Origin of the sequence: Methylomagnum ishizawai (assembly GCF_019670005.1) — a bacterium.
GTDB classification, from domain to species: Bacteria; Pseudomonadota; Gammaproteobacteria; order Methylococcales; family Methylococcaceae; genus Methylomagnum; species Methylomagnum ishizawai.
This window is the reverse complement of record NZ_AP019783.1, coordinates 2285612-2306323: the sequence shown is the minus strand read 5'-3', so window position 1 is coordinate 2306323 and position 20712 is coordinate 2285612. Positions and strand designations below refer to the sequence as shown.

Below are 20712 nucleotides of genomic sequence, written 5' to 3'. Positions count from 1 at the left end.
CCCGGCGGAAGTCGGCTTGATTTTGCCCAAAGCCAGCTCGCCTTCCCCGCCAGCCCAAGGCCGCGGGGAAAACTTCATACGAAATGACCGATACGGCCCCGCCTCAGCCGTTCTTCATGACCCGCTGCTTTTCGCGCTGCCAATCGCGCTCTTTCTCGGTGGCCCGCTTGTCGTGCAATTTCTTACCCTTGGCGAGGCCGATTTCCAGCTTGGCCCGGCCCTTTTTCCAGTACATCGCCAAGGGTATCAAAGTATAACCCTTGCGTTCGACATGGCCGATGAGTTTGCTGAGTTCGGCCCGGTGCAGCAAGAGTTTCCGGGTGCGGGTGGGATCGGGATTGACGTGGGTGGACGCCGAATTCAGCGGCGACACATGCGAGCCCAGGAGCCAAGCCTCGCCGCTTTTCAACACCACATAGCTCTCCTTGAGTTGGGCGCGGCCCGCCCGGAGGCTCTTCACTTCCCAGCCCTGCAAAGCCAGGCCGGCCTCGTAGCGCTCTTCGATGAAATATTCATGGGTGGCTTGCCGGTTATGGGCGATGGTGGAGTTCCCGGACGAATCCTTGTTCTTTTTTGCGGCCATGGAGGATTTCGGATGCCTGACGCGGTTGGAAAATCTTGATATTTTACCGCATTGCGACGGGATGCCCCCGCGCTTTTCCACAGCAACGAATACTTATGGGGAACTCATGACGGAACAACGTTTTCTGCACGGCCAATGGTCCTCGCGCATGGCCTTCATCCTGGCGGCCAGCGGCTCGGCCATCGGCCTCGGCAATATCTGGAAATTCCCCTATCTGGCGGGCGACAACGGCGGCGGGGCGTTCGTCATCGTCTACCTGCTGTGCGTGGTCGCCATCGGCATCCCGCTCATGATCGCCGAAACCATGATAGGGCGGCGCGGACGGCAAAGCCCCATCAACACCATGCTGACCCTGGCCGAGGAAGCGAAGGCCAGCCGCCATTGGCATTACGCGGGCTGGCTGGGCGTGGTGGCCGGATTCCTGATCCTGTCGTATTACTCGGTGATCGCGGGCTGGTCCATGGCCTATATCCTCAAGGTCGGCGGCGGCTTCCTGAACAACGCCGACGCCCAGACCGTGCAGGCCGCGTTCCTGGACCTCAAGGCCGCGCCCGACATCCAGGCGATCTGGCATACCGCCTTCATGGCCGGCACCCTGCTCATCGTCAGCCGGGGCATCAACGAGGGTTTGGAACGCGCCACCCGCATCATGATGCCGGGCTTGTTGGCGATGCTGGTCCTGCTCGATATTTACGCCATGACCACGGGCGGTTTCGGGCAAGGCCTGGCCTTCCTGTTCGAGCCGGATTTCAGCAAGCTGAGCGGGGAAAGCATACTGGTCGCCATGGGCCAAGCCTTCTTCTCGCTGGGGCTGGGAATGGGTTCGATCATGGTCTATGGCTCCTACCTGCCGGGCCATGTGTCCATCGCCCGCGCCTCGATCATCGTCGCCACCGCCGATACCGCCGTGGCGCTGATGGCCGGCATCGCCATCTTCCCCATCGTGTTCGCCAACCATCTGGAACCCGGCATGGGTCCGGGCCTGATCTTCGAAACCCTCCCCATCGCCTTCGGCCAAATGCCGGGCGGCTCCTGGTTCGGACTGGTGTTCTTCCTGCTGGTGTTCTTCGCCGCCATCACCTCGGCCATCGCCTTGATCGAACCCGCCGTGGCCTATCTTTCGGAAAACCTGGGATTGAACCGGACGGCGGCGTCCTGGTGGAGCGGCGCGGTCTGTTGGCTGCTAGGGCTGGGGACGGTGTTCTCGTTCAGCGGCGGGGAGAGCGGCACCGATAGGAATTTCTTCGAGTGGGTCGATTTCCTGACCGCCGACGTGATGCTGCCCATCGGCGGGATTCTGGTGGCGGTGTTCGCCAGTTGGGTGATCAAACGGGAAGTCAGCGAAGCCGAGTTGGGGATAGGCGTGGCCTACGCCTGGTGGCGGGCGCTGGCGCGGTATGTGGCCCCCGGCGCGGTGGCCCTGGTGTTCCTCCACGCCATCGGCGTGCTGTAGGCGGCGATCCCGGCGGCCCCGCGATGAAGATCGAAGTCGCCTACGCCAAGCCCGACATCCAGCTGATCCTCGATCTGGAACTCCCGGACGGCGCGACGGCGGAACAGGCCATCCGCGCCTCCGGGATGCTGGCGCGGTTCCCGGAAATCGATCTCGCGGTGAACGCGGTCGGAATCTTCGGCAAGACCTGCGCCCTGGACCAGCCCTTGAAACCCGGCGACCGGGTGGAAATCTACCGGCCCCTGCCCGCCGATCCCAAGGAGGCGCGGCGGGGCCGGGCCGTCAAGAAATAAAGTTCGCTTTGGTTATCCAAAGCAAGCTTTGGGCTCCGGGTTCGGGACACTCAATCCTCGCTGCCGAACACGCCCTTGATCTTCTGCCACAGGGTCTTTTCGCGCTCGATGCGGGGGATGTTGACCGTGGTGTCCTTGCTCATCTCGATGGAAGGCAGGTTTCCGGGCCGGAAATCGCCCGCCAAACCCTTCAGTTCCTCGTCCTTGTCGAACGCCAGGCTGATATGCTTTTGCACCCTGGGTTCGTTGCCGGGTTGGTTGGAATAGAGGTAATCCCAGCGCTCGTCGTGGAAGGGATCGGTCAACAGGGGAGCGCCCATGATGAAGGCCACTTGCCGCTTGGTCATGCCGGGGCGCAGTTGATCGACCATTTCCTGGGAAACCACGTTGCCTTGGTGTATGTCCAGCCGGTAGATGCCGGGCAACCAATTGAACGAGCATCCGGTCAAAAACAGAGTGCTTAGGTAGGTTATTACGGGGAGGCGTTTGGGCATGTTATGATTGCCGGAGTCCGAATCGGCCCCCATGATACTCGATAGCTTCCGCTAAAACACGGAATCGCCACTGTGGAAACCCAAGACATCAGGAACGCGGGACTCAAGGTCACGCTCCCCCGCATCAAAATCCTCGAAATGCTGGAAAACCAGGGTTTTTCCGGCCGGCACCTCACTGCGGAGGACGTATACAAATCCCTCATCAGCGAGGGCGAGGAAATCGGCCTGGCGACGGTCTACCGGGTGTTGACCCAGTTCGAAGCGGCGGGGCTGGTGAAGCGCCACCACTTCGAGGGTGGCAATTCGGTGTTCGAGCTCAACCGCGGCGACCACCACGACCATATGGTTTGCGTCAAATGCGGCTATGTGCAGGAATTCCACGACCACCTGATCGAACAGCGGCAACAGGAAATCGCCCAGCACAAGGGCTTCAAACTGACCGAACACTCGCTGTGCCTGTACGGCGTCTGCGCCGATTGCCAGCAAAAAGAAGCCGTGCCCCGCTGAACCTCCGCCAGGGCACTGGCCACAGCCACACCCCATGTTCAAACCCCTGATCTTCTTCATCGGCCTGCGCTATACCCGGGCCAAGCGGCGCACGCGCTTCATTTCCTTCATCGCCCTGACCTCGGTGCTGGGCCTCGCCCTGGGCGTGACCGCCCTCATCACCGTGCTGTCGGTGATGAACGGCTTCGAGGAGGAATTGCGCGAGCGCATCCTGGGGATGGCTTCCCACGCCTCGATCAGCGGGCCGGGCGGGAAACTGCGCGATTGGCAAAACCTGGAGCCCCTCTTGCGCCAAGAGCCGCGCATCCTGGGCTGGGCCCCCTATATCGAAACCCAGGCCATGCTCAGCGCCGACCGCCGGGTCAGCGGCAGCTTGATCCGCGGCGTCCTGCCCGGAATGGAGCCCGAAGTTTCGGCGGTGGCCCAGCGTTTGATCCAAGGCCGCTTGGAGGGGCTCAAGCCGGGCGGTTTCGGCATCGTGCTGGGGGTGGAACTCGCCAGCTACCTGGGCGTGGTGATCGGCGATCCAATCACCGTCATCACCCCGGAAGCCCAGGGCGCGGCGGGCGGCATCCTGCCGAAGATCAAGCGCTTCACCGTGGTCGGCGTGTTCCAGGTCGGCATGTACGAATTCGACCGCAACCTCGCCCTGATCCATCTGGACGACGCCGCCCAACTCCATCATATGGAAGGCGCGGTATCGGGGCTCCGGCTCAAACTGGACGATGTGTTCCACGCCCAGCAGGTGGCGCACGAACTCGGCCCCAAACTGGGCGATCACTACACCCTCGCCGACTGGACCCTGGAACACGGCAATTTCTTCAAGGCGGTGCAGACCGAAAAGCGGGTGATGTTCATCATCCTGCTGCTGATCGTGGCCGTGGCCGCCTTCAACATCGTGTCCACCCTGGTGATGGTGGTCACCGACAAGCGCCCCGATATCGCCATCCTCCGCACCCAGGGCATGACCCCGGACGGCGTGATGGGCATCTTCATCGTGCTGGGCTCCCTGATCGGCCTGTTCGGGACGCTGCTGGGCACGGTCGGCGGGGTATTGCTGGCCTTGAATATCGATACCGTGGTGCCCGCCATCGAGCGGCTGCTCGGGGTGCAATTCCTGTCGGGCGATGTGTACTACATCACCGAACTGCCTTCCAAGCTGCTGTGGTCGGATGTGGCCGTCATCACCGGCATCGCCTTCCTGCTGTCGGTGCTGGCGACGCTCTATCCGGCCCGGCAAGCCTCGCGCATCCAACCGGCGGAAGCGCTGCGCTATGAATAAGCCCGCCCCCGCCCGCATGTTCAAACCCCTGAGCGTCTACATCGGCCTGCGCTACACCCGCGCCCAGCGCCGCAATAGCTTCATCTCGTTCATCGCCCTGACCTCGGCCCTGGGCACCGCATTGGGCGTGGCCGCGCTGATCACGGTGCTGTCGGTGATGAACGGCTTCGAGGCCGAAATCAAGGAACGCATCCTCGGCATGACCGCCCACGCCTCCATCAGCGGCCTGGGCGGCGAACTGCGCGACTGGCAATCCTTGGAAGAACCTTTGCGCAAGGAACCCAAGGTCCTCGGCTGGGCCCCCTATATCGAAGCCCAGACCCTGCTGAATTCGGACACCCAGGTCAGCGGGATCACCTTGCGCGGCATCCTGCCGGACTACGAGCCACGGGTCTCGGAAGCCGCCAGCCGTTTGATAGAAGGCCGATTGGACGCGCTGCGGGCGGGCGGTTTCGGCATCCTCCTGGGCGAGGAACTCGCCAAGCACCTGGGCGCGAAGCTGGGCGACAAGATCGCCGTCATCACCCCCGAAGTGGTCGCCACGCCTGCCGGAGTCATGCCTAGGCTCAAGCGCTTCACCGTGGTCGGCATCTTCCGGGTCGGCATGTACGAATACGACCGCAACCTCGCCCTGATCCACCTGGACGATGCCGCCCGCCTGCTGCGGATGGACGACACCGTGTCGGGACTCCGGCTCAAGCTCGACGATGTGCTGTACGCCCGCCAAGTCGCCCGCGACCTCGGCCCCAAACTGCCCCAGCAATACCTCATCACCGACTGGACCCGCGCCCACGCCAATTTCTTCCGCGCCATCCAGAGCCAGAAGGAAATGATGTTCATCATCCTGTTCCTGATCGTGGCCGTGGCCGCCTTCAACATCGTGTCCACCCTGGTGATGACCGTCACCGACAAACGGGCCGATATCGCCATCCTCCGCACCCAGGGCATGACGCCGGGCACGGTCATGGGCATCTTCATGGTGCTGGGCACCGTGATCGGCTTCGCGGGCACCTTGCTCGGCGGCATCGGCGGCGTGGTCCTGGCCCTCAACGTGGAAACCCTCCTACCCGCCATCGAGCAGGCGTTCGGACTCAAGTTCATCTCGGCGGAGGTGTATTACCTGAGCGAACTGCCATCCAAGCTGGTCTGGGCCGATGTGTACCAGGTGACGGGCGTGGCCTTCCTACTTTCCATCCTGGCGACGATCTATCCTGCCTGGCAGGCCTCCCGCGTCGCCCCCGCCGAGGAATTGCGTTATGAATGAGCCGGTCTTGGCCTGCCGCAACCTGTCCAAGCGCTTCGCGCAGGGCGGCTTGTCGGTGGATGTCTTGCAGGGCGTGGACCTCGCCATCGAACCCGGCCAGCGCATCGCCATCATGGGCGCTTCCGGCTCGGGCAAAAGCACCTTGCTGCATGTGCTGGGTGGTTTGGATAGCCCGACCGCGGGCGAAGTGCGCCTGGACGGCGTACTGCTGTCCAGCCTGAGCGAAAAGAAGCTATCGGAACTCCGCAACCGGGTGTTGGGCTTCGTCTACCAGTTCCATCATTTGCTGGGCGAATTCACCCTGCTGGAAAACGTGGCGATGCCGCTGTTGATCGGCAAGGCGGGGGTGCAGGAAGCGAAGGAGCGGGCGGCGGCGATCCTGGAACGGGTGGGCCTGGGCAAGCGCATCGAACACAAGCCGGGCGAACTCTCCGGCGGCGAACGCCAACGCGCCGCCCTCGCCCGCGCCCTGGTCACCCATCCCAAGTGCGTGCTGGCCGACGAGCCCACCGGCAACCTGGACCGCAAGACCGCCGAGCAGGTCTACCAACTGATGTTGGAATTGAACCGGGAATACGGCATCAGCTTCCTGGTGGTGACACACGATCCCGTGCTGGCGCAGCGCATGGATACCACGCTGCATTTGGAGGATGGGCGGATCGTGGCGGGATGATCCACCCCGCCCGCTAACAGGTTTTACACTGCCCATCCAAAAGCCTGCCCTCCGCGCTCCAACCCTTGACGCCCTTTTCCAGTTGGTAAACCTTGGCATAGCCCGCTTCGTTGACCATCATCTTGCCGACCTCGGCGCTGCGATGGCCGGAACGGCACACCAGGATCACCGGTTGGTCCGGCGAATTCCGCAGCGGCTTGAGTTGGTTGAGCCAGCCCGCCCGGTCGTAGCCGCCATTGGCGTCGAAATAGGTCAGCCCCCGGCTCCCAGGGATCATCCCCGACTTGCGCCATTCCTCCGGGGTACGCACATCGACCACCAAAGCGCCCTGGGCCTGCATGGCCTGTAATTGGCCGGGCGTCAGGTTCACCAATTCGCCCGCGAACGCGGCGCAAGCGGACAGCAGCAGGCCCAAGGCCGAAACGATCTTGTTCATAGTTCTGGCTCCATAAATAAGCCGTGGGAGAAAATGGAATTATGGCCCAAGGCCAGCCCGGCATATTAGCCCACGATGATAGAGGATGCCGCCACCCCCTCCAAGAGAACCACATGAATTACCAAGCGATCATCTTCGACAGCGACGGCACCTTGATCGACAGCGAAACCCTGGGCAACCAGGTAATCGTCGAATGCGTGGCCGGACTGGGCTTGCGCCTGACCCTGGCCGAAGCCGTGGCGGAATTCCGGGGCCGCAAAATGGGCGACACCCTCGCCCTCATCGAGCGCAAACTGGGCCGCGCCCTGCCGGACGATTTCCTGCCGGAACTGCGGCGGCGCATGGCCCTCGCCTTCGAGGCGGAACTGAAACCCATGCCGGGCGTCCCGGCGCTGCTGGAACGACTGGAAGTGCCGTTCTGCGTCGCCTCCAACGGACCGCACGACAAAATGCAAGTCAGCCTCCGCGCCACCGGCCTTCTGCCCTACTTCGGCGGGCACATCTACAGCGCCTACGAGATCGGCAGTTGGAAACCGGAACCGGGCTTGTTCATCCACGCGGCGCGGAGCCTGGGCGCGGACCCCGAACGTTGCGCGGTGGTCGAGGATAGCGTGCTGGGGGTCCAAGCGGGGATTGCTGCGGGAATGCAGGTATTCGGCTATGCGCCCGGCGGGGATGGTGGCGTCCTGGCACAAGCCGGGGCGCGGGTCTTTTCGCACATGGACGAATTGCTGCCCTTGCTGTGCAGATGAGACCGCGCCCACTGGCACGGCGGTATCAATCGCACTCGTAGGACCGCATCACCCGCCCGGTTTTGTCCACGGTTTCCAGGCGGACCTTGAAGCCCCACAGCCGACGCACATGCTTCATCATTTCAGGGGTGGTTTCGCCCAAGGGCCGCCGGTCGTGTTGATAATGGCGCAAAGTGAGGGAACGGTCGCCACGGGTATCGACCCGGTAGACCTGGATGCTGGGTTCCTGGTTGCCGATATTGTTCTGCTCGGACAGGGTGTGGCGGACATAGCGATAACCGGCCTCGTCGTGGATGCCGGTGATTTCGAGTTCGGGCCGGGTGTCGTCGTCCAGCACGCTGAACAGCTTGAAATCGCGGATCACCTGGGGCGAGAGATACTGGGCGATGAAACTCTCGTCCTTGAAATTGCGCATGGCGAAATCCAGGGTTTTGATCCAATCGGAACCGGCGATTTCCGGGAACCAATATTTATCCTCATCGGTCGGGTTTTCGCACATCCTGCGGATATCGCTCATCATCGCGAAACCCAGGGCATAGGGATTGATACCCGAATAATGCTTGCTATTATACGGCGGCTGATATACCACATTGGTATGGGATTGCAGGAATTCCAGCATGAAGCCGTCGGTCACCAAGCCTTCCTCGTACATCCGGTTCAGCAGGGTGTAATGCCAGAAGGTGGCCCAACCCTCGTTCATCACCTTGGTCTGGCGCTGCGGATAAAGATATTGGGCGATCTTGCGGACGATGCGGATCACCTCGCGCTGCCAGGGCTCCAACAGCGGCGCGTTCTTCTCGAAGAAATACAGCAGGTTTTCCTCGGGTTCGGGCGGGAAATTCTGGACCGCCTCGACCGCCTGCTTCTCCTTCCTGGGCACGGTACGCAGCCACAGGTCGTTGACTTGGCTCTGTAGATATTCCTCGCGCTCCTTTTGGCGGTGCTGCTCCTCGGCCATCGACAAGGGCGGCGGGCGGCGGTAGCGGTCCACCCCGTAATTCATCAGCGCGTGGCAGGAATCCAGCAAATCCTCGACCGCTTCCACCCCATGGCGCTCCTCGCATTCGGTGATGTAATGGCGCGAGAACACCAGATAATCGACGATGGCGTCGGCGCTGGTCCAGGTCTTGAACAGGTAATTGCCCTTGAAAAAGGAATTATGTCCGTAACAAGCATGGGCGATGACCAGGGCTTGCATGGTCATGCTGTTCTCTTCCATGAGATAGGCGATGCAGGGATTGGAGTTGATGACCAACTCGTAGGCCAAGCCCATGTAGCCGCGCCGGTAGCTCTTTTCCACCGACAGGAACTGCTTCCCGAACGACCAGTGCGGGTAGAACACCGGCATCCCGGTGCTGGAATAACAGTCCATCATTTGTTCCGAGGTGATGACCTCGATCTGGTTGGGATAGGTGTCGAGGCCGTAACCGGCGGCGATGCGGCCGATCTCGGCGTCATAGGTCTTGAGTAGCTCGAACGTCCATTCGGAGCCTTCGGAAAGCGGTTGTCGGCTCATGCGGTCTGTTTCTTGAAGAGTTCGCGGAACACCGGGTAGATATCACCGGCACCGTAAATGGGCTGCAACGCGAAATTGGGCCAATGCTCGGCCACCTTTTCGTACTCCATCCACAAGCTATGCGGCTCGTGGTTGTTGATCTCGATATAGGCGTAGTACTGCACCGAGGGCATGATGGTGTCCATCAGCAAGTCGTAGCAGTTGCTGGAATCTTCCGGCCAGTTGTCGCCGTCGGACGCCTGGGCACCGTAGATATTCCAATCGGCGCTGGGATAGCGCTCGCGGATCACCTGGCCCATCAATTCCAGGGCGCTGGACACCACGGTCCCGCCGGTCTCGCGGGAATAGAAAAAGTCCTGCTCGTTCACTTCCATGGCGATGGTGTGGTGGCGGATGAACACCACCTCGATCTTCTCGTAATTGCGGGACAGGAACAGGTAGAGCAGCAGGAAGAAGCGTTTGGCGAGGCTTTTCTTGGTCTCGTCCATCGAACCCGACACGTCCATCAGGCAGAACATCACCGCCTGGGTGCTGGGCTTGGGAACTTGGACACGGTTGCGGAAGCGCAGGTCGAAGGTGTCGATGAAAGGCACAGCCTCGATTTTTTTCGCCAGCCGTTCGATTTCCTCGCGCAAAGCCTGGATGCGGGTTTCATCGGGATTGTCGGAAGCGAGCAAGGCTTCCAGTTCTTCCTCCAACTCGCGCTTGGCGTCCTTGGACGGGGCCCGCAGCGCCATCCGCCGGGCCAAGGCCTCGCGCATGGAACGCACCACATGCAGATTGGACGGCGAACCATCGGCGGTGAAACCCGCGCGTTGGCTTTTGAAAGCGGCTTCGCGGGCCAGTTGGCGCTTGACCAAATGCGGCAGTTCCAAATCCTCGAAGATGAAATCCAGGAATTCGTCGCGCGATAGCTCGAACACGAATTCATCCATGCCCTCGCCGGTATTGCTGGCCTGATTGCCACCGCCACCGCCGCCCCCTTCGGGACGCGGTACCTTGTCGCCCGAGACGAATTCCTTGTTGCCGGGTTGGACCACTTCGCGCCGACCGCCCTTGCCGTGGCGGAACACCGGCTCGGAAATATCCTTGGCGGGAATCTGGATGTTTTCGCCGCGGTCGATGTCCGTCACCGAACGCTTGGCGACCGCGTCGGCCACGGCCTTCTTGATCTGGCCGCGGAAACGCTGCAAAAAGCGCTGGCGATTGACGGCGCTTTTGTTTTTGGGATTGAGGCGGCGGTCTATGAATTGGCTCATGGGCGTAAATCGAATGGTTAAGCGCACAGCGCCCGATGGCGGCGTATGCTGGGATTGTGCCTGGGCCCCGCCCCAGCATACCTCGGGATCAGCCCCCCGTTGCGGATCAGGAAGACTTCCTCACCCGGAGATACCACTCGCACAACAAGCGTACCTGTTTGGGCGTATACCCCTTATGCACCATCCGGTTCACGAATTCCTCGTGCTTCTTGGCGTCGTCCTGCGAAGCCTTGGCATTGAAGGAAATCACCGGCAGCAGTTCCTCGGTATTGGCGAACATCTTCTTTTCGATCACGGCACGGAGCTTTTCGTAGCTGGTCCAGGCCGGATTCTTGCCCGCGTTCTTGGCCCGCGCCCGCAGCACGAAGTTGACCACCTCGTTGCGGAAATCCTTGGGATTGCTGATGCCGGCCGGTTTCTCGATCTTTTCCAATTCCTCGTTCAAGGAACGGCGGTCGAAGCTCTCGCCGGTATCGGGGTCGCGGTATTCCTGGTCCTGAATCCAGTAATCGGCATAGGTGACATATCTATCGAATATGTTTTGCCCATACTCGGAATAGGATTCGAGGTAGGCGGTCTGGATTTCCTTGCCGATAAACTCGACATAACGCGGCACCAGATATTCCTTGATGAAACGCAGATAACGCTCCTGCGTCTCGGCGGGGAATTGTTCCTGGGCGATTTGCTGCTCCAGGGTATAGAGCAAATGCACCGGGTTCGCCGCCACTTCCGAATGGTCGAAGTTGAACACCTTGGACAATATCTTGAACGCGAAGCGGGTCGATAATCCCGCCATGCCCTCGTCCACCCCGGCGAAATCCCGGTATTCCTGATAGGACTTGGCCTTGGGGTCGGTATCCTTGAGGTTCTCGCCATCGTAGACCCGCATCTTGGAATAGATGTTGGAATTCTCCGGCTCCTTCATGCGGGAGAGGATGGCGAACTGGGCCAGCATCTTGAGGGTATGCGGGGCGCAGGGCGAATCCGACAAAGAGCTATGGATCAGCAGTTTCTCGTAGATTTTGACCTCTTCCGAAACCCTGAGGCAGTACGGCACCTTCACCACATACACGCGGTCGAGGAAGGCTTCGTTGTTCTTGTTGTTGCGGAATTGCTGCCATTCCGACTCGTTGGAATGCGCCATGATGACGCCCTCGAACGGGATCGCCGAAAGCCCTTCCGTCCCCTTGTAATTGCCTTCCTGGGTGGCGGTCAGCAAGGGATGCAGCACCTTGATCGGCGCCTTGAACATTTCCACGAATTCCATGATGCCCCGGTTGCCGAGGCACAGCCCGCCGGAATAGCTGTAGGCGTCGGGATCGTCCTGGCTGTAGCGTTCCAGCTTACGGATATCGACCTTGCCCACCAACGAGGAAATATCCTGGTTGTTCTCGTCGCCGGGTTCGGTCTTGGAGACGGCGCGTTGATCGAGGATGGAAGGCCGCACTTTGACGACCTTGAACTTGGTGATATCGCCGTTGTATTCGTGCAGGCGCTTCACCGCCCAGGGCGACATGATGGTGCTGAAATAGCGGCGCGGGATGCCGTATTCGGTTTCGAGGATTTTGCCGTCTTCCTCCGGGTCGAATAGGCCCAGGGGCGATTCCCAGATCGGCGAACCCTTGATGGCGTAGAACGACACTTGTTCCATGAGTTGCTTGAGCTTCTCGGCTAGCGAGGACTTGCCGCCACCCACCGGACCCAAGAGATAGAGGATTTGCTTGCGCTCTTCCAGGCCTTGGGCGGCGTGGCGGAAATAGGCCACGATCTGCTCGATGGTGTCCTCCATGCCGTAGAACTCGGAAAACGCCGGATAGCGCTTGATGAGCTTGTTCGCGAACAACCGCGACATGCGTTGATCGAGGCGGGTATCGACCAGTTCCGGTTCGCCGATGGCGATCAACATGCGCTCGGCGGGGCTGGCATAGGCCGTCGGATCGTTCCGGCAGATATCCAAATACTCTTGTAAGGAATATTCTTCTTCGCGGTTCTTTTCGTAACGTGATTGGTAATGATCGAAGATACCCATAAGAGAAGTCTCCTCTGCGCGTGGCAGATTCTTCAAAAGATGCTCGACGGTGTCGAAAAAAAGCGGTGGTTAGGCGCTTGTGCCCCGGTGTGACGAAACCAAGGCACCTAAGGTTTTATATCGTAGCGAGCGGCCCGGACTTCGGGTCCGGACCGGGAAAGATATTCGTCCGATAGTTAGACTATCACAGTTTTTTCCCCGCCCAACCTACCCCCATAGAAAATCCAAGCAAGGGAACGCGGGATCGCAGCCCGGCCCGGCCCAACCCGGATACCGGCTCGATACCCGCCCACCCGGCTAATGGTGGTGATGGTGATGCGCGTGGCGGTGTTCGTCCGCTGTCTGTTCCGGTGCAACGCCCTGAGTTGGGGCAGCCGGTGGCACCACGGGAACGCCGGGGCTAGCGGCCGCCGCCCGCGGGGCCGCGACGACCGGTTCCGGCGCGGCCACCGAGCCCGCCGGACCCGCATCCGCCTCGTCTTTTTCACCCTCATGGTGGTGGTGATCGTCGGCGCTTTGCAAGCCCTTCACCCCGACGCCGTACTGGTAAACCATCAAGCCGCCGAGGTCGGTACCGAACACCAAGCACGTCACGATGAGGCCCGCGAGGAAGAAATGCAAAGCCTGGGCCATGCCCGCCAAGCTTTCCTTGGCGACGGCCCGCCATATCGCCATGCCCACGGTCAATACCGCCACAGTGATGCCGAGCCTTTCATGCCATTCCATGATCTCATGCACCACCGCGCCATGCGGCACCCTATCCTCGGCCACCCAACCGGCGGCCACGGCCAGCACCGCGCCAATGGCTCCACAATAGAGCATTCCGCTGGCCCATTGCCGCCAGACCTGGCGGCGCATCGCCACCCCGGCGATTTCCAGCAGGAAGAACGCCACGATGAAAGCGATGGGAAAATGCACCACCATGGGGTGGACGTTGGCACCCAAAGCCATGATCCCGGCCAAGGGACCACCGGCGGGGCCAGTGGCGGGACCGCCTCCACCCGACCCCCCATCCAGGAAATCGGTGATGGCCGTCAACAGGCTATCCAACACCCCCACCAGGCCCGCGCCACCATCGCCGCTGCCATGCACCCCAGGCAGCCACGTCCCGCCCTGCATCGAAAAATCAATCAACATATCGGAATTCCATGGATCAAAGTTGGTCTTCGGAGGATCGGGTCTGGATCCCCCTGCGAATAGAAGTGCTTTGCCTCGTTAGTCAACGGCGGGCAACACAAGTTTCTCAGAGAAACCCGGTTTCCAAAACCTCCCGTCCGCTATCCGGCCATGTTGAACTTTCACCCGGTCAAGCCGGTCATTCATCCCGGACAACCACCCCGCGCGGACCCTAATAGGCAGCCCCCGGCGGGCTTGCCCCATCCCTAGAAAAACCCACGAGGAGGCATCGATGGCCGTACACCCCCAATTCCTGCGATCGGTCGGCACCGCCCGGACCGGGATATTTTCCAACCTGGCCTTCTTCCAAGCCGGTTGGACGGCTTGCGTGCTGGGGGCCGTGGCGGGCCATCCCTGGAGCGGTATTTTCCTGGCGCTGCTGATCACGGTGGCACATATCGTCCAAGCGGCCCGGCCCGGCGGGGAACTGCGCCTGGTGGTGGCCGCCACGCTCCTGGGAGCGCTCTGGAACAGCGCCTTGCAAGATGCGGGATTGGTGGTTTTCGCCGGGGACGGCTACGCGGAATGGCTGGCGCCGACCTGGACGCTGGCCCTCGCCATGCTATCGGCCACCACGCTCAATAGCGCGCTGCGGCGTTTGCGGCACCAGCCTTGGCTGGGCGCATTGCTCGGTGCCACCGCCATGCCCCTGGCCTATCTCGCGGGCGGTGGATTGGGCGCGATCACCCTGCCCTATCCCGAAATCGCCATCGGCATCCTCGGCCTGGGTGGCATGGCCTTACTGCCGCTCCTGCTGCGCTTGGCCCGGCTTTGCGACGGCACACCCCTGGCCATCCCCGCCAAGCTTGGATAAAAATCACAGCACCCAAGCCGCGACCTGTAGTATGATGAGCGTCTATATCGATTATAGCGATATGAGCAGCGCTATGTGGGAACCCCCCCGGACTGGCCACCCTCCCCCCCAATCGGCCATCCGTGGATCGGTTCCCACGCCCAATCCAGCCCCCCCCCCGGAACAGCCCGGAATAGCGGATAATTCCCCGCTTCCCCTGGGACAACCCCGGCTCATGGCCAATTTCAAAACCCATCTCTACGCCGCCTCCGGCATCGGCGGCCTCGCCGCCATCGCCTGCATGAAGGCCGGGGCCGTCTCCTACCCGGAAACCCCGCTCCTGCTGGCGCTCGGCACGCTCGGCGGACTCCTGCCCGATATCGACTCCGAACACTCGGTCCCGGTCCGCATCGGTTTCAACCTGCTGGCCCTGGCCTTGGCCTTCCTGGTCATGTTCCAGTTCGCGGGCAAATATACCGTCCTGGAACTGGCGGCGATCTGGCTGGCGGTGTTCTTGGCGGTGCGCTACGGGGTGTTGGAAGTCTTCAACGCCTGCACCCGCCACCGGGGGATTTTCCATTCGGTGCTGGCGGCGGTGTTCTTCGCGCTCTGCACGGTCGATCTTTCGGCGCATTTGTTCGACAGGCCGAACGCCTTGGCATGGCTGCACGGGGCTTTCATCGGCATGGGCTATCTGGTGCATCTGGTCCTGGACGAGATGTACAGCGTGGACCTACTGAACCGCAGGCTCAAGCTCTCGTTCGGCTCCGCCCTGAAACCCGCCAGTTTCAAGAACTGGCGGGCCACCTTGTTGATGGCGCTGGCGGTGGTGATGGTCTATAGCGCCGCGCCCTCGCCCGAAGGCTTCCGCGCCCGCACCTGGAGCAAGCTGGAAGCCCATTATGCCGGACAAAAACCCTGGCTGATCCCCGACGCCGGCCATTGGTTCGACAACCTGGGCGGCACGCTGAAACGCTGGCTGGGCCTGGGGGGCGGGGCATGACGCTTACAGGGGTAGGTTTTTGAGAAAAGGTAGGCGGGACAAGGAGTTGAGGTACATTGGAAGGTAACGACACACGCACCCTGTACCGGAGGAACTGCCATGTCCCGCCCACCGGAACTGTACCAATGGAACGAGCAGATCGCCACGCACTTCCCCCGGCTGTCGAAGCCGATGGTCGCGGGCCTGGCGCTATGGAGCCTGGGCATGGTGATCGTGGGCACATGCAGCCTTTCGGCGCTGGCCGACTGGTGGTCGTGCCGGCTTGGCGAAGAGGCCGGGGCGGTGCGGGAGCGGCTGCGCGACGTGTACCGGGAAAAGGAGGCCAAGGCGGGGAAGCGCCGCCGCGAGCTTGAGGTGGAGGCGTGCTGGGCGCCGTGGCTGGGCTGGGTCCTGGAAGGCTGGGACGGGAAACAGCTGGCGGTGGCCCTGGACGCGACCAGCCTGGGGCAGCGGTTCGTGGTGTTGGCGGTCAGCGTGCTCTACCGGGGCTGCGCGGTGCCGGTCGCCTGGAAGGTGCTGAGGGCGGAACAGAAGCATCCGTGGAAGCCCGAGTGGCTGGCCCTGTTGGAGAAGTTCAAGGGCGTCGTGCCAGCCTCGTGGACCGTCCTGGCACTCGCCGACCGGGGGCTTTACGCCAAGTGGCTGTTCGAGGGCATCCAGGCGTTGGGCTGGCATCCGATGCTGCGGGTGAACTCGGGCGGGACCTTCCGCCCCCAGGGATGGTGCCACTGGCGGCCGTTCCCCCGGCTGGTGCCGAAGGTCGGCGACCGCTGGCAGGGGCGGGGAACGGCGTTCACTGGCAGGCGGACCCGCCTGGACTGCACCCTGCTGGCCTGCTGGGGCGAGGGCCACAAGGACCCTTGGCTGGTCCTGACCGACCTGCCGCCGCAGGCCGCCGAAGCCTGCTGGTACGGCCTGCGCGGCTGGATCGAGCAGGGCTTCAAGAAAGCCAAGCGCGGCGGCTGGCAATGGCAGCACACCCGCATGGAGGACCCCGAGCGGGCCGAACGCCTCTGGCTGGCGATCGCCCTCGCCACCTGGTGGCTGCTCTCGGTGGGCGGCGAAGCCGAGGCCGGAATAGCCCCCGCACCTTCCCAGCCCTTCCAGGCTCGCCCCGCCAACAGGGCCAACAGGCACGCCGCTGGCGCCTGGCCGGAATCTTCCTCCATGGCCGGTCCTTGATCCTGGCGGCCCTCTTCGAGCGCCGGGCATTGCCAATGGGCAAAGCCCGCCCAGAGCCATGGCCAGCCGCTCCAATAACAGATCACGCAGCGACCTTGGTCATCCTTACCGGCACATCGTGAAAACCTACACATGTAAGGGGGCATGACGGCCCGTGGGCGGCGGACCCTGCGGGCCTTGGCCCTGCTCGGCGGCGCGGCCCTGGCCTGGGCCGGCCGCGACCTCTTCACCATCGCCCTCGATAGGCTGGACCTCGCCATGCACGGAAAATACACGGTGGAACAACGCCTGGCCCAGTTCGGCGCGGACGCCCGGACCCGGCTGGAGCCCTATTTCACGGCGGCGGGCCTGCCCTTCCCGCCGCGGGAGTTGGCCTTCCTGGCCTTCAAACAGGAGCGCCGCCTGGAAGTCTTCGCCCGGAGCGCGGACGGTCCTTGGCGGCATGTGCGGGATTACCCCATCCAGGGGGCCAGTGGCCGGGCCGGTCCCAAATTGCGCGAAGGCGACCGCCAGGTGCCGGAAGGACTCTACCGGGTGGTCCTGCTCAATCCGAACAGCCGCTTCCATGTGTCCTTGCAGCTGGATTATCCCAATGCCTGGGACCGGAAGATGGGCCTGCGCGACGGGCGCGGCGACCTGGGCTCGGACATCATGATCCACGGCAAATCGGCGTCGGTGGGCTGCCTCGCCATGGGCGACGCGGCGGCGGAGGATTTGTTCACCCTGGCGGCGCTGACCGGCCCGGAGCGGGTGAAAGTGTGGATCGGGCCTTGGGATTGGCGCGGCCAGCCCCGGACGGGCCTACCGGAAGACGCCCCGGCCTGGACGGCGGGGCTTTACGAAGAATTGCGGAAGGAATTGGCGGGATTCGCGAAGCCGGGCGGCTGAACCGCCCGGCGGACCGGGACTCAACCCCGGCCAAAGGCGCGGTTCACATTGCCCTTCATGCCGCGCATCATGTTCATCAGGTTGCCCTTCTTGAACTTCTTCATCATCTTCTGCATCTGGTCGTACTGCTTCAGCATCTTGTTGACCTCCTGCACATCGGTGCCGGAGCCCTTGGCGATGCGGGCCTTGCGCGAGGTGTTGATGACATCCGGGGACGAGCGTTCCTGCTTGGTCATCGAATCGATGATGACGATCTGCCTGACCCATTCGTCGTCGCTGATCTTGTCGCGGACATGCTGGGGCACACTGGCACCGCCCGGCATCTTGTCCAGCATCGCCGAAATGCCGCCCAGGTTCTTGAGCTGCTGCAACTGGTCGTAATAATCGTTGAGGTCGAAGGTCTTGCCCTTCTCGATCTTCTTGACCAGCTTCTCGGCTTTTTCCTTGTCGATCTTGCGCTCGGCATCCTCGATCAAGGACAGCACGTCGCCCATGCCCAAAATCCGGGAAGCGACCCGGTCGGGATGGAAGCGCTCCAGCGCGGCGGTCTTTTCGCCCACGCCCATGAACTTGATCGGCTTCCCGGTGATATGGCGCACCGACAGCGCCGCGCCGCCGCGGGCGTCGCCGTCGGTCTTGGTCAGGACCACGCCGGTCAAGGGCAGCGCGTCGCCGAAGGCTTTGGCGGTATTGGCGGCGTCCTGGCCGGTCATGGAATCGACCACGAACAGGGTCTCGATGGGCTTGACGGCGGCGTGGATGCGCTGGATTTCGTCCATCATCGCCTGGTCGATGTGGAGGCGGCCCGCGGTATCGACGATCAGCACGTCCTTATATTTCTTGCGGGCGTGCTCCAGGGCGTTCTTGGCGATATCGACCGGGTCTTGGGAGGGATCGCTGGGGAAGAAATCGGCCCCGACCTCGCCCGCCAGGGTCTTCAATTGCTCGATGGCGGCGGGACGGTAGACGTCGGCGCTGACCAGGGTGACGGAACGGCGCTCGTTCTCCTTGAGCCAGCGGGCCAACTTGGCGGCGGTGGTGGTCTTGCCCGCGCCCTGGAGACCGGCCATCAGGATCACGGCGGGCGGCTGGGTGGCGAGGCTCAGCTTTTCATGGGCCTGGCCCATCACCGCGATGAGTTCCTCGTTGACGATCTTGATGAAGGCTTGGCCGGGCGAGAGGCTCCCCTGCACATCCTGGCCGAGGGCGCGGTCTTTGACGTGCTCGATGAAATCCTTGACCACGGGCAGGGCCACGTCCGCTTCCAGGAGGGCCATGCGGACTTCGCGCAGGGTTTCTTGGATATTGGTTTCGGTCAGCCGGCCATGGCCGCGGATTTTCTTGAGGGATTGAGTGAATCGTTCGGTTAAGTTATCAAACATGGCTTTCGCATCCTAAGGACTGGCGCAGCATTCCGCATCGCTTATATCTCTGGTATCACGCAGGGCCGTGAACCGCCCGGCCAAGGGGAACGGCGCCCTGGGGCACGAGGCGCGAATTCCCGGCGCGGGATTGGGCCACCGGGGGCAATCCCGCGCCACCTCATCTTGGTCGGACATTATGCCAGAGTCCTTCCCTTCGCGGGTACATCAACATCAAGCCATTGTTTCCGCTTGGATTCCCCTGCGAAAAGATCGTTCGGCAAAGCGCCGGGAGGCGGGGTGGTTCCAAGCTCGAAGCGCAACCGGGCGGCGGTCCAAGCGCCGGGCCCGCACCACCGCCGCGAGGTGCCCGTGCCGGGCTTCAGGCCAGGAAACCGAGGTTCGCCACCGGGAACCGGCTCAAGTGCGGGAAGATCGTGGCCAGGTCGGCATCGCCCACACCGAACCAACGCGCCAAGGTCGCGGCATACTGCTCGACGGAGGTGGTGGGGATCAGCCGCCCGTAGTCGGCATCGTCGGGCCCGTCCAAGGTCAGGTCGGGGAAGAGGCCGTAAAGCGTGCCCCCGACCACCGACCCGCCGGCGACGCAATGGATATTGCCCCAACCATGGTCGGTGCCATCGCCATTGGAAGTCAGGGTCCTGCCGAAATCGGACATCGTGAAGCTGGTGACCGCGCTGCCGACGCCGAATTCCTCCATGGCCGCGTGGAAGCTGGAAACCGCCGATGAAAGCTGCCCCAGGAGATCGGCATGGCGGTTGAGTTGATCGTCGTGGGTGTCCCAACTGCCGAGGGTGGTGAAAAACACCTGGCGGGTGACGCCCAGGGTTTGCCGGATACTGATGATCCGGGCCACCATTTGCAACTGGGCCGCCAGCCCGTTGCCCGGCCAGTATCCCGAACCGATGGAGCCCTGCTGCAATGCGCTGTTCAAGGTGGCTTGCAGGTCCAGGCCGGCCTTGATGGATTTCGCATATTCCTTTTGCAGCAGCCGGCCTGAAGTGGCGGCGGTGTCCAGGATATTCTTGAACAGGTTGCTGCGGTTGTCGGCGGGGTTGCTGGAGATCACCGCCAAGCGGTTGACCCCGCCGGGACCGATGTTGTACGGGGACTTCACCTGGCCGGTTTGGAACAGGTTGTTGCCCGCCACGGAAATCCCCGGCGGCAAGGGAACGCCGCCATTGGCGTTCGCCAGCTTGTCGGCGATGAGGCCGCCCCAACCGACTTTTTGCGCCGCATCGGGTTGGCCCGACATCCATTGGTCGGACTGGTCGTTATGGGAAAACAGCTGGGGCGGGAGCGAAATGCCGCCCTTGTAGTCCTTTTTGGTGGTCGGTTGCAGCAAGGTGCCGCTATTCACGACGAACGCCAACCGGCCTGCATCGAACAGGTCGCGCAGGCCGGGCGTGGCGGGATGCAATCCATAGCTTTGGTCGGCCGCCAACACCCCCGCCAGGGGCAGCAGTTTATCGGCCGCCAGCGCGAGATTGCGGCGGGATTGGGCGTAGATGGCATAACGCGCCGGATCGGTCGGGACCAACAGGTTGAATCCATCGTTGCCACCGGCCAGGAAGATGCAGACCAGGGCGCGGTAATCCCGGGCCGGGGCGGCGGTGGCCGCCGTGGTCCCGGCCAGGAGCCCCAAGGCGGAGCGGGCACCCAGGGCGCCCAGGGCGCCGGCGGACAGCAGGCCGCCGCGCAGGAACTCGCGGCGGGTCCAGGGTTTGGATGCGGTCATGGCGGAAAA

20 protein-coding genes are annotated in these 20712 nt (G+C 62.6%); 11 read left to right on the top strand and 9 right to left on the bottom strand.

The features are described 5' to 3' along the window. Positions 1-103 precede the first annotated feature (103 nt). Positions 104-583 carry an SsrA-binding protein SmpB gene (gene smpB, locus K5658_RS10490; RefSeq protein ID WP_221063096.1) on the bottom strand — a complete coding sequence of 160 codons (480 nt, stop codon included), beginning with the start codon at positions 581-583 and terminating at the stop codon, positions 104-106. A 106-nt stretch (positions 584-689) separates the two neighbouring features. Between smpB and K5658_RS10485 the strand changes: the two genes are divergently transcribed. After that, the gene (locus K5658_RS10485) at positions 690-2036 is read left to right on the top strand and encodes a sodium-dependent transporter (RefSeq protein ID WP_221063095.1); all 1347 of its coding nucleotides are present in this window, start codon (positions 690-692) and stop codon (positions 2034-2036) included. 23 nt (positions 2037-2059) lie between these two features. Beyond that, positions 2060-2329 carry an RnfH family protein gene (locus K5658_RS10480; RefSeq protein ID WP_221063094.1) on the top strand — a complete coding sequence of 90 codons (270 nt, stop codon included), beginning with the start codon at positions 2060-2062 and terminating at the stop codon, positions 2327-2329. A gap of 50 nt (positions 2330-2379) precedes the next feature. Here the strand turns inward: K5658_RS10480 and K5658_RS10475 are convergent, their stop codons facing one another. Beyond that, the gene (locus tag K5658_RS10475; RefSeq protein ID WP_246628615.1) at positions 2380-2778 is read right to left on the bottom strand and encodes an outer membrane protein assembly factor BamE; all 399 of its coding nucleotides are present in this window, start codon (positions 2776-2778) and stop codon (positions 2380-2382) included. 117 nt (positions 2779-2895) lie between these two features. Between K5658_RS10475 and fur the strand changes: the two genes are divergently transcribed. Genes fur through lolD form a run of 4 tightly spaced genes read left to right on the top strand, consistent with a single transcriptional unit; the run spans position 2896 to position 6549 of the window. Then, complete coding sequence (gene fur / locus K5658_RS10470) at positions 2896-3330, top strand: ferric iron uptake transcriptional regulator (RefSeq protein ID WP_221066864.1); 435 nt, start codon at positions 2896-2898, stop codon at positions 3328-3330. 34 nt (positions 3331-3364) lie between these two features. Next, entirely contained in the window at positions 3365-4612 is a 1248-nt protein-coding gene (locus tag K5658_RS10465) for a lipoprotein-releasing ABC transporter permease subunit (RefSeq protein ID WP_221066863.1), read from the top strand. A 16-nt stretch (positions 4613-4628) separates the two neighbouring features. Further along, complete coding sequence (locus K5658_RS10460; RefSeq protein ID WP_221066957.1) at positions 4629-5876, top strand: lipoprotein-releasing ABC transporter permease subunit; 1248 nt, start codon at positions 4629-4631, stop codon at positions 5874-5876. Continuing rightward, positions 5869-6549 (top strand): lipoprotein-releasing ABC transporter ATP-binding protein LolD, encoded by a 681-nt coding sequence (gene lolD, locus K5658_RS10455; RefSeq protein ID WP_221066862.1) that lies wholly within the window; start codon positions 5869-5871, stop codon positions 6547-6549. The genes K5658_RS10460 and lolD overlap by 8 nt, the downstream gene beginning before the upstream one ends. Positions 6550-6562: 13 nt before the next feature. On the opposite strand, the gene K5658_RS10450 is transcribed toward lolD, so the two are convergent. Beyond that, positions 6563-6985: a rhodanese-like domain-containing protein gene (locus K5658_RS10450; RefSeq protein WP_221066861.1), complete on the bottom strand. Its 423-nt coding sequence runs from the start codon at positions 6983-6985 to the stop codon at positions 6563-6565. Positions 6986-7098: 113 nt separating this feature from the next. On the opposite strand from K5658_RS10450, the gene K5658_RS10445 reads away from it, so the two are divergent. Beyond that, a complete protein-coding gene (locus K5658_RS10445; RefSeq protein WP_221066860.1) occupies positions 7099-7737 on the top strand; it encodes an HAD-IA family hydrolase in 639 nt (212 codons plus the stop codon). 25 nt (positions 7738-7762) lie between these two features. Here the strand turns inward: K5658_RS10445 and K5658_RS10440 are convergent, their stop codons facing one another. The 4 genes from K5658_RS10440 to K5658_RS10425 all read right to left on the bottom strand — a co-directional run bounded on the left by K5658_RS10440 (position 7763) and on the right by K5658_RS10425 (position 13678). After that, a complete protein-coding gene (locus tag K5658_RS10440; protein ID WP_221066859.1) occupies positions 7763-9253 on the bottom strand; it encodes a SpoVR family protein in 1491 nt (496 codons plus the stop codon). Further along, positions 9250-10512, bottom strand: a complete 1263-nt coding sequence (locus tag K5658_RS10435) for a YeaH/YhbH family protein (protein ID WP_221066858.1) — start codon at positions 10510-10512, stop codon at positions 9250-9252. Before K5658_RS10435 ends, K5658_RS10440 begins: the two co-directional genes overlap by 4 nt. 106 nt (positions 10513-10618) lie before the next feature. Further along, entirely contained in the window at positions 10619-12541 is a 1923-nt protein-coding gene (locus K5658_RS10430; RefSeq protein ID WP_221066857.1) for a PrkA family serine protein kinase, read from the bottom strand. Positions 12542-12838: 297 nt separating this feature from the next. Further along, entirely contained in the window at positions 12839-13678 is an 840-nt protein-coding gene (locus tag K5658_RS10425) for a DUF2231 domain-containing protein (protein ID WP_221066856.1), read from the bottom strand. Positions 13679-13949: 271 nt separating this feature from the next. On the opposite strand from K5658_RS10425, the gene K5658_RS10420 reads away from it, so the two are divergent. The 4 genes from K5658_RS10420 (at position 13950) to K5658_RS10405 (ending at position 17583) form a co-directional block, all read left to right on the top strand. Continuing rightward, positions 13950-14531 carry a DUF2878 domain-containing protein gene (locus K5658_RS10420; protein ID WP_221066855.1) on the top strand — a complete coding sequence of 194 codons (582 nt, stop codon included), beginning with the start codon at positions 13950-13952 and terminating at the stop codon, positions 14529-14531. A 214-nt stretch (positions 14532-14745) separates the two neighbouring features. Continuing rightward, on the top strand, positions 14746-15513 hold the full coding sequence (locus K5658_RS10415; protein ID WP_221066854.1) for a metal-dependent hydrolase: 768 nt from the start codon (positions 14746-14748) through the stop codon (positions 15511-15513). 99 nt (positions 15514-15612) lie between these two features. Beyond that, positions 15613-16695 carry a transposase gene (locus tag K5658_RS10410; RefSeq protein WP_221066853.1) on the top strand — a complete coding sequence of 361 codons (1083 nt, stop codon included), beginning with the start codon at positions 15613-15615 and terminating at the stop codon, positions 16693-16695. Positions 16696-16839: 144 nt separating this feature from the next. Then, the gene (locus K5658_RS10405) at positions 16840-17583 is read left to right on the top strand and encodes a L,D-transpeptidase family protein (RefSeq protein ID WP_221066852.1); all 744 of its coding nucleotides are present in this window, start codon (positions 16840-16842) and stop codon (positions 17581-17583) included. Positions 17584-17603: 20 nt separating this feature from the next. On the opposite strand, the gene ffh is transcribed toward K5658_RS10405, so the two are convergent. Then, entirely contained in the window at positions 17604-18965 is a 1362-nt protein-coding gene (gene ffh, locus K5658_RS10400) for a signal recognition particle protein (protein ID WP_221066851.1), read from the bottom strand. 361 nt (positions 18966-19326) lie between these two features. After that, positions 19327-20703: a DUF1501 domain-containing protein gene (locus tag K5658_RS10395; RefSeq protein WP_221066850.1), complete on the bottom strand. Its 1377-nt coding sequence runs from the start codon at positions 20701-20703 to the stop codon at positions 19327-19329. Positions 20704-20712 lie beyond the last annotated feature (9 nt).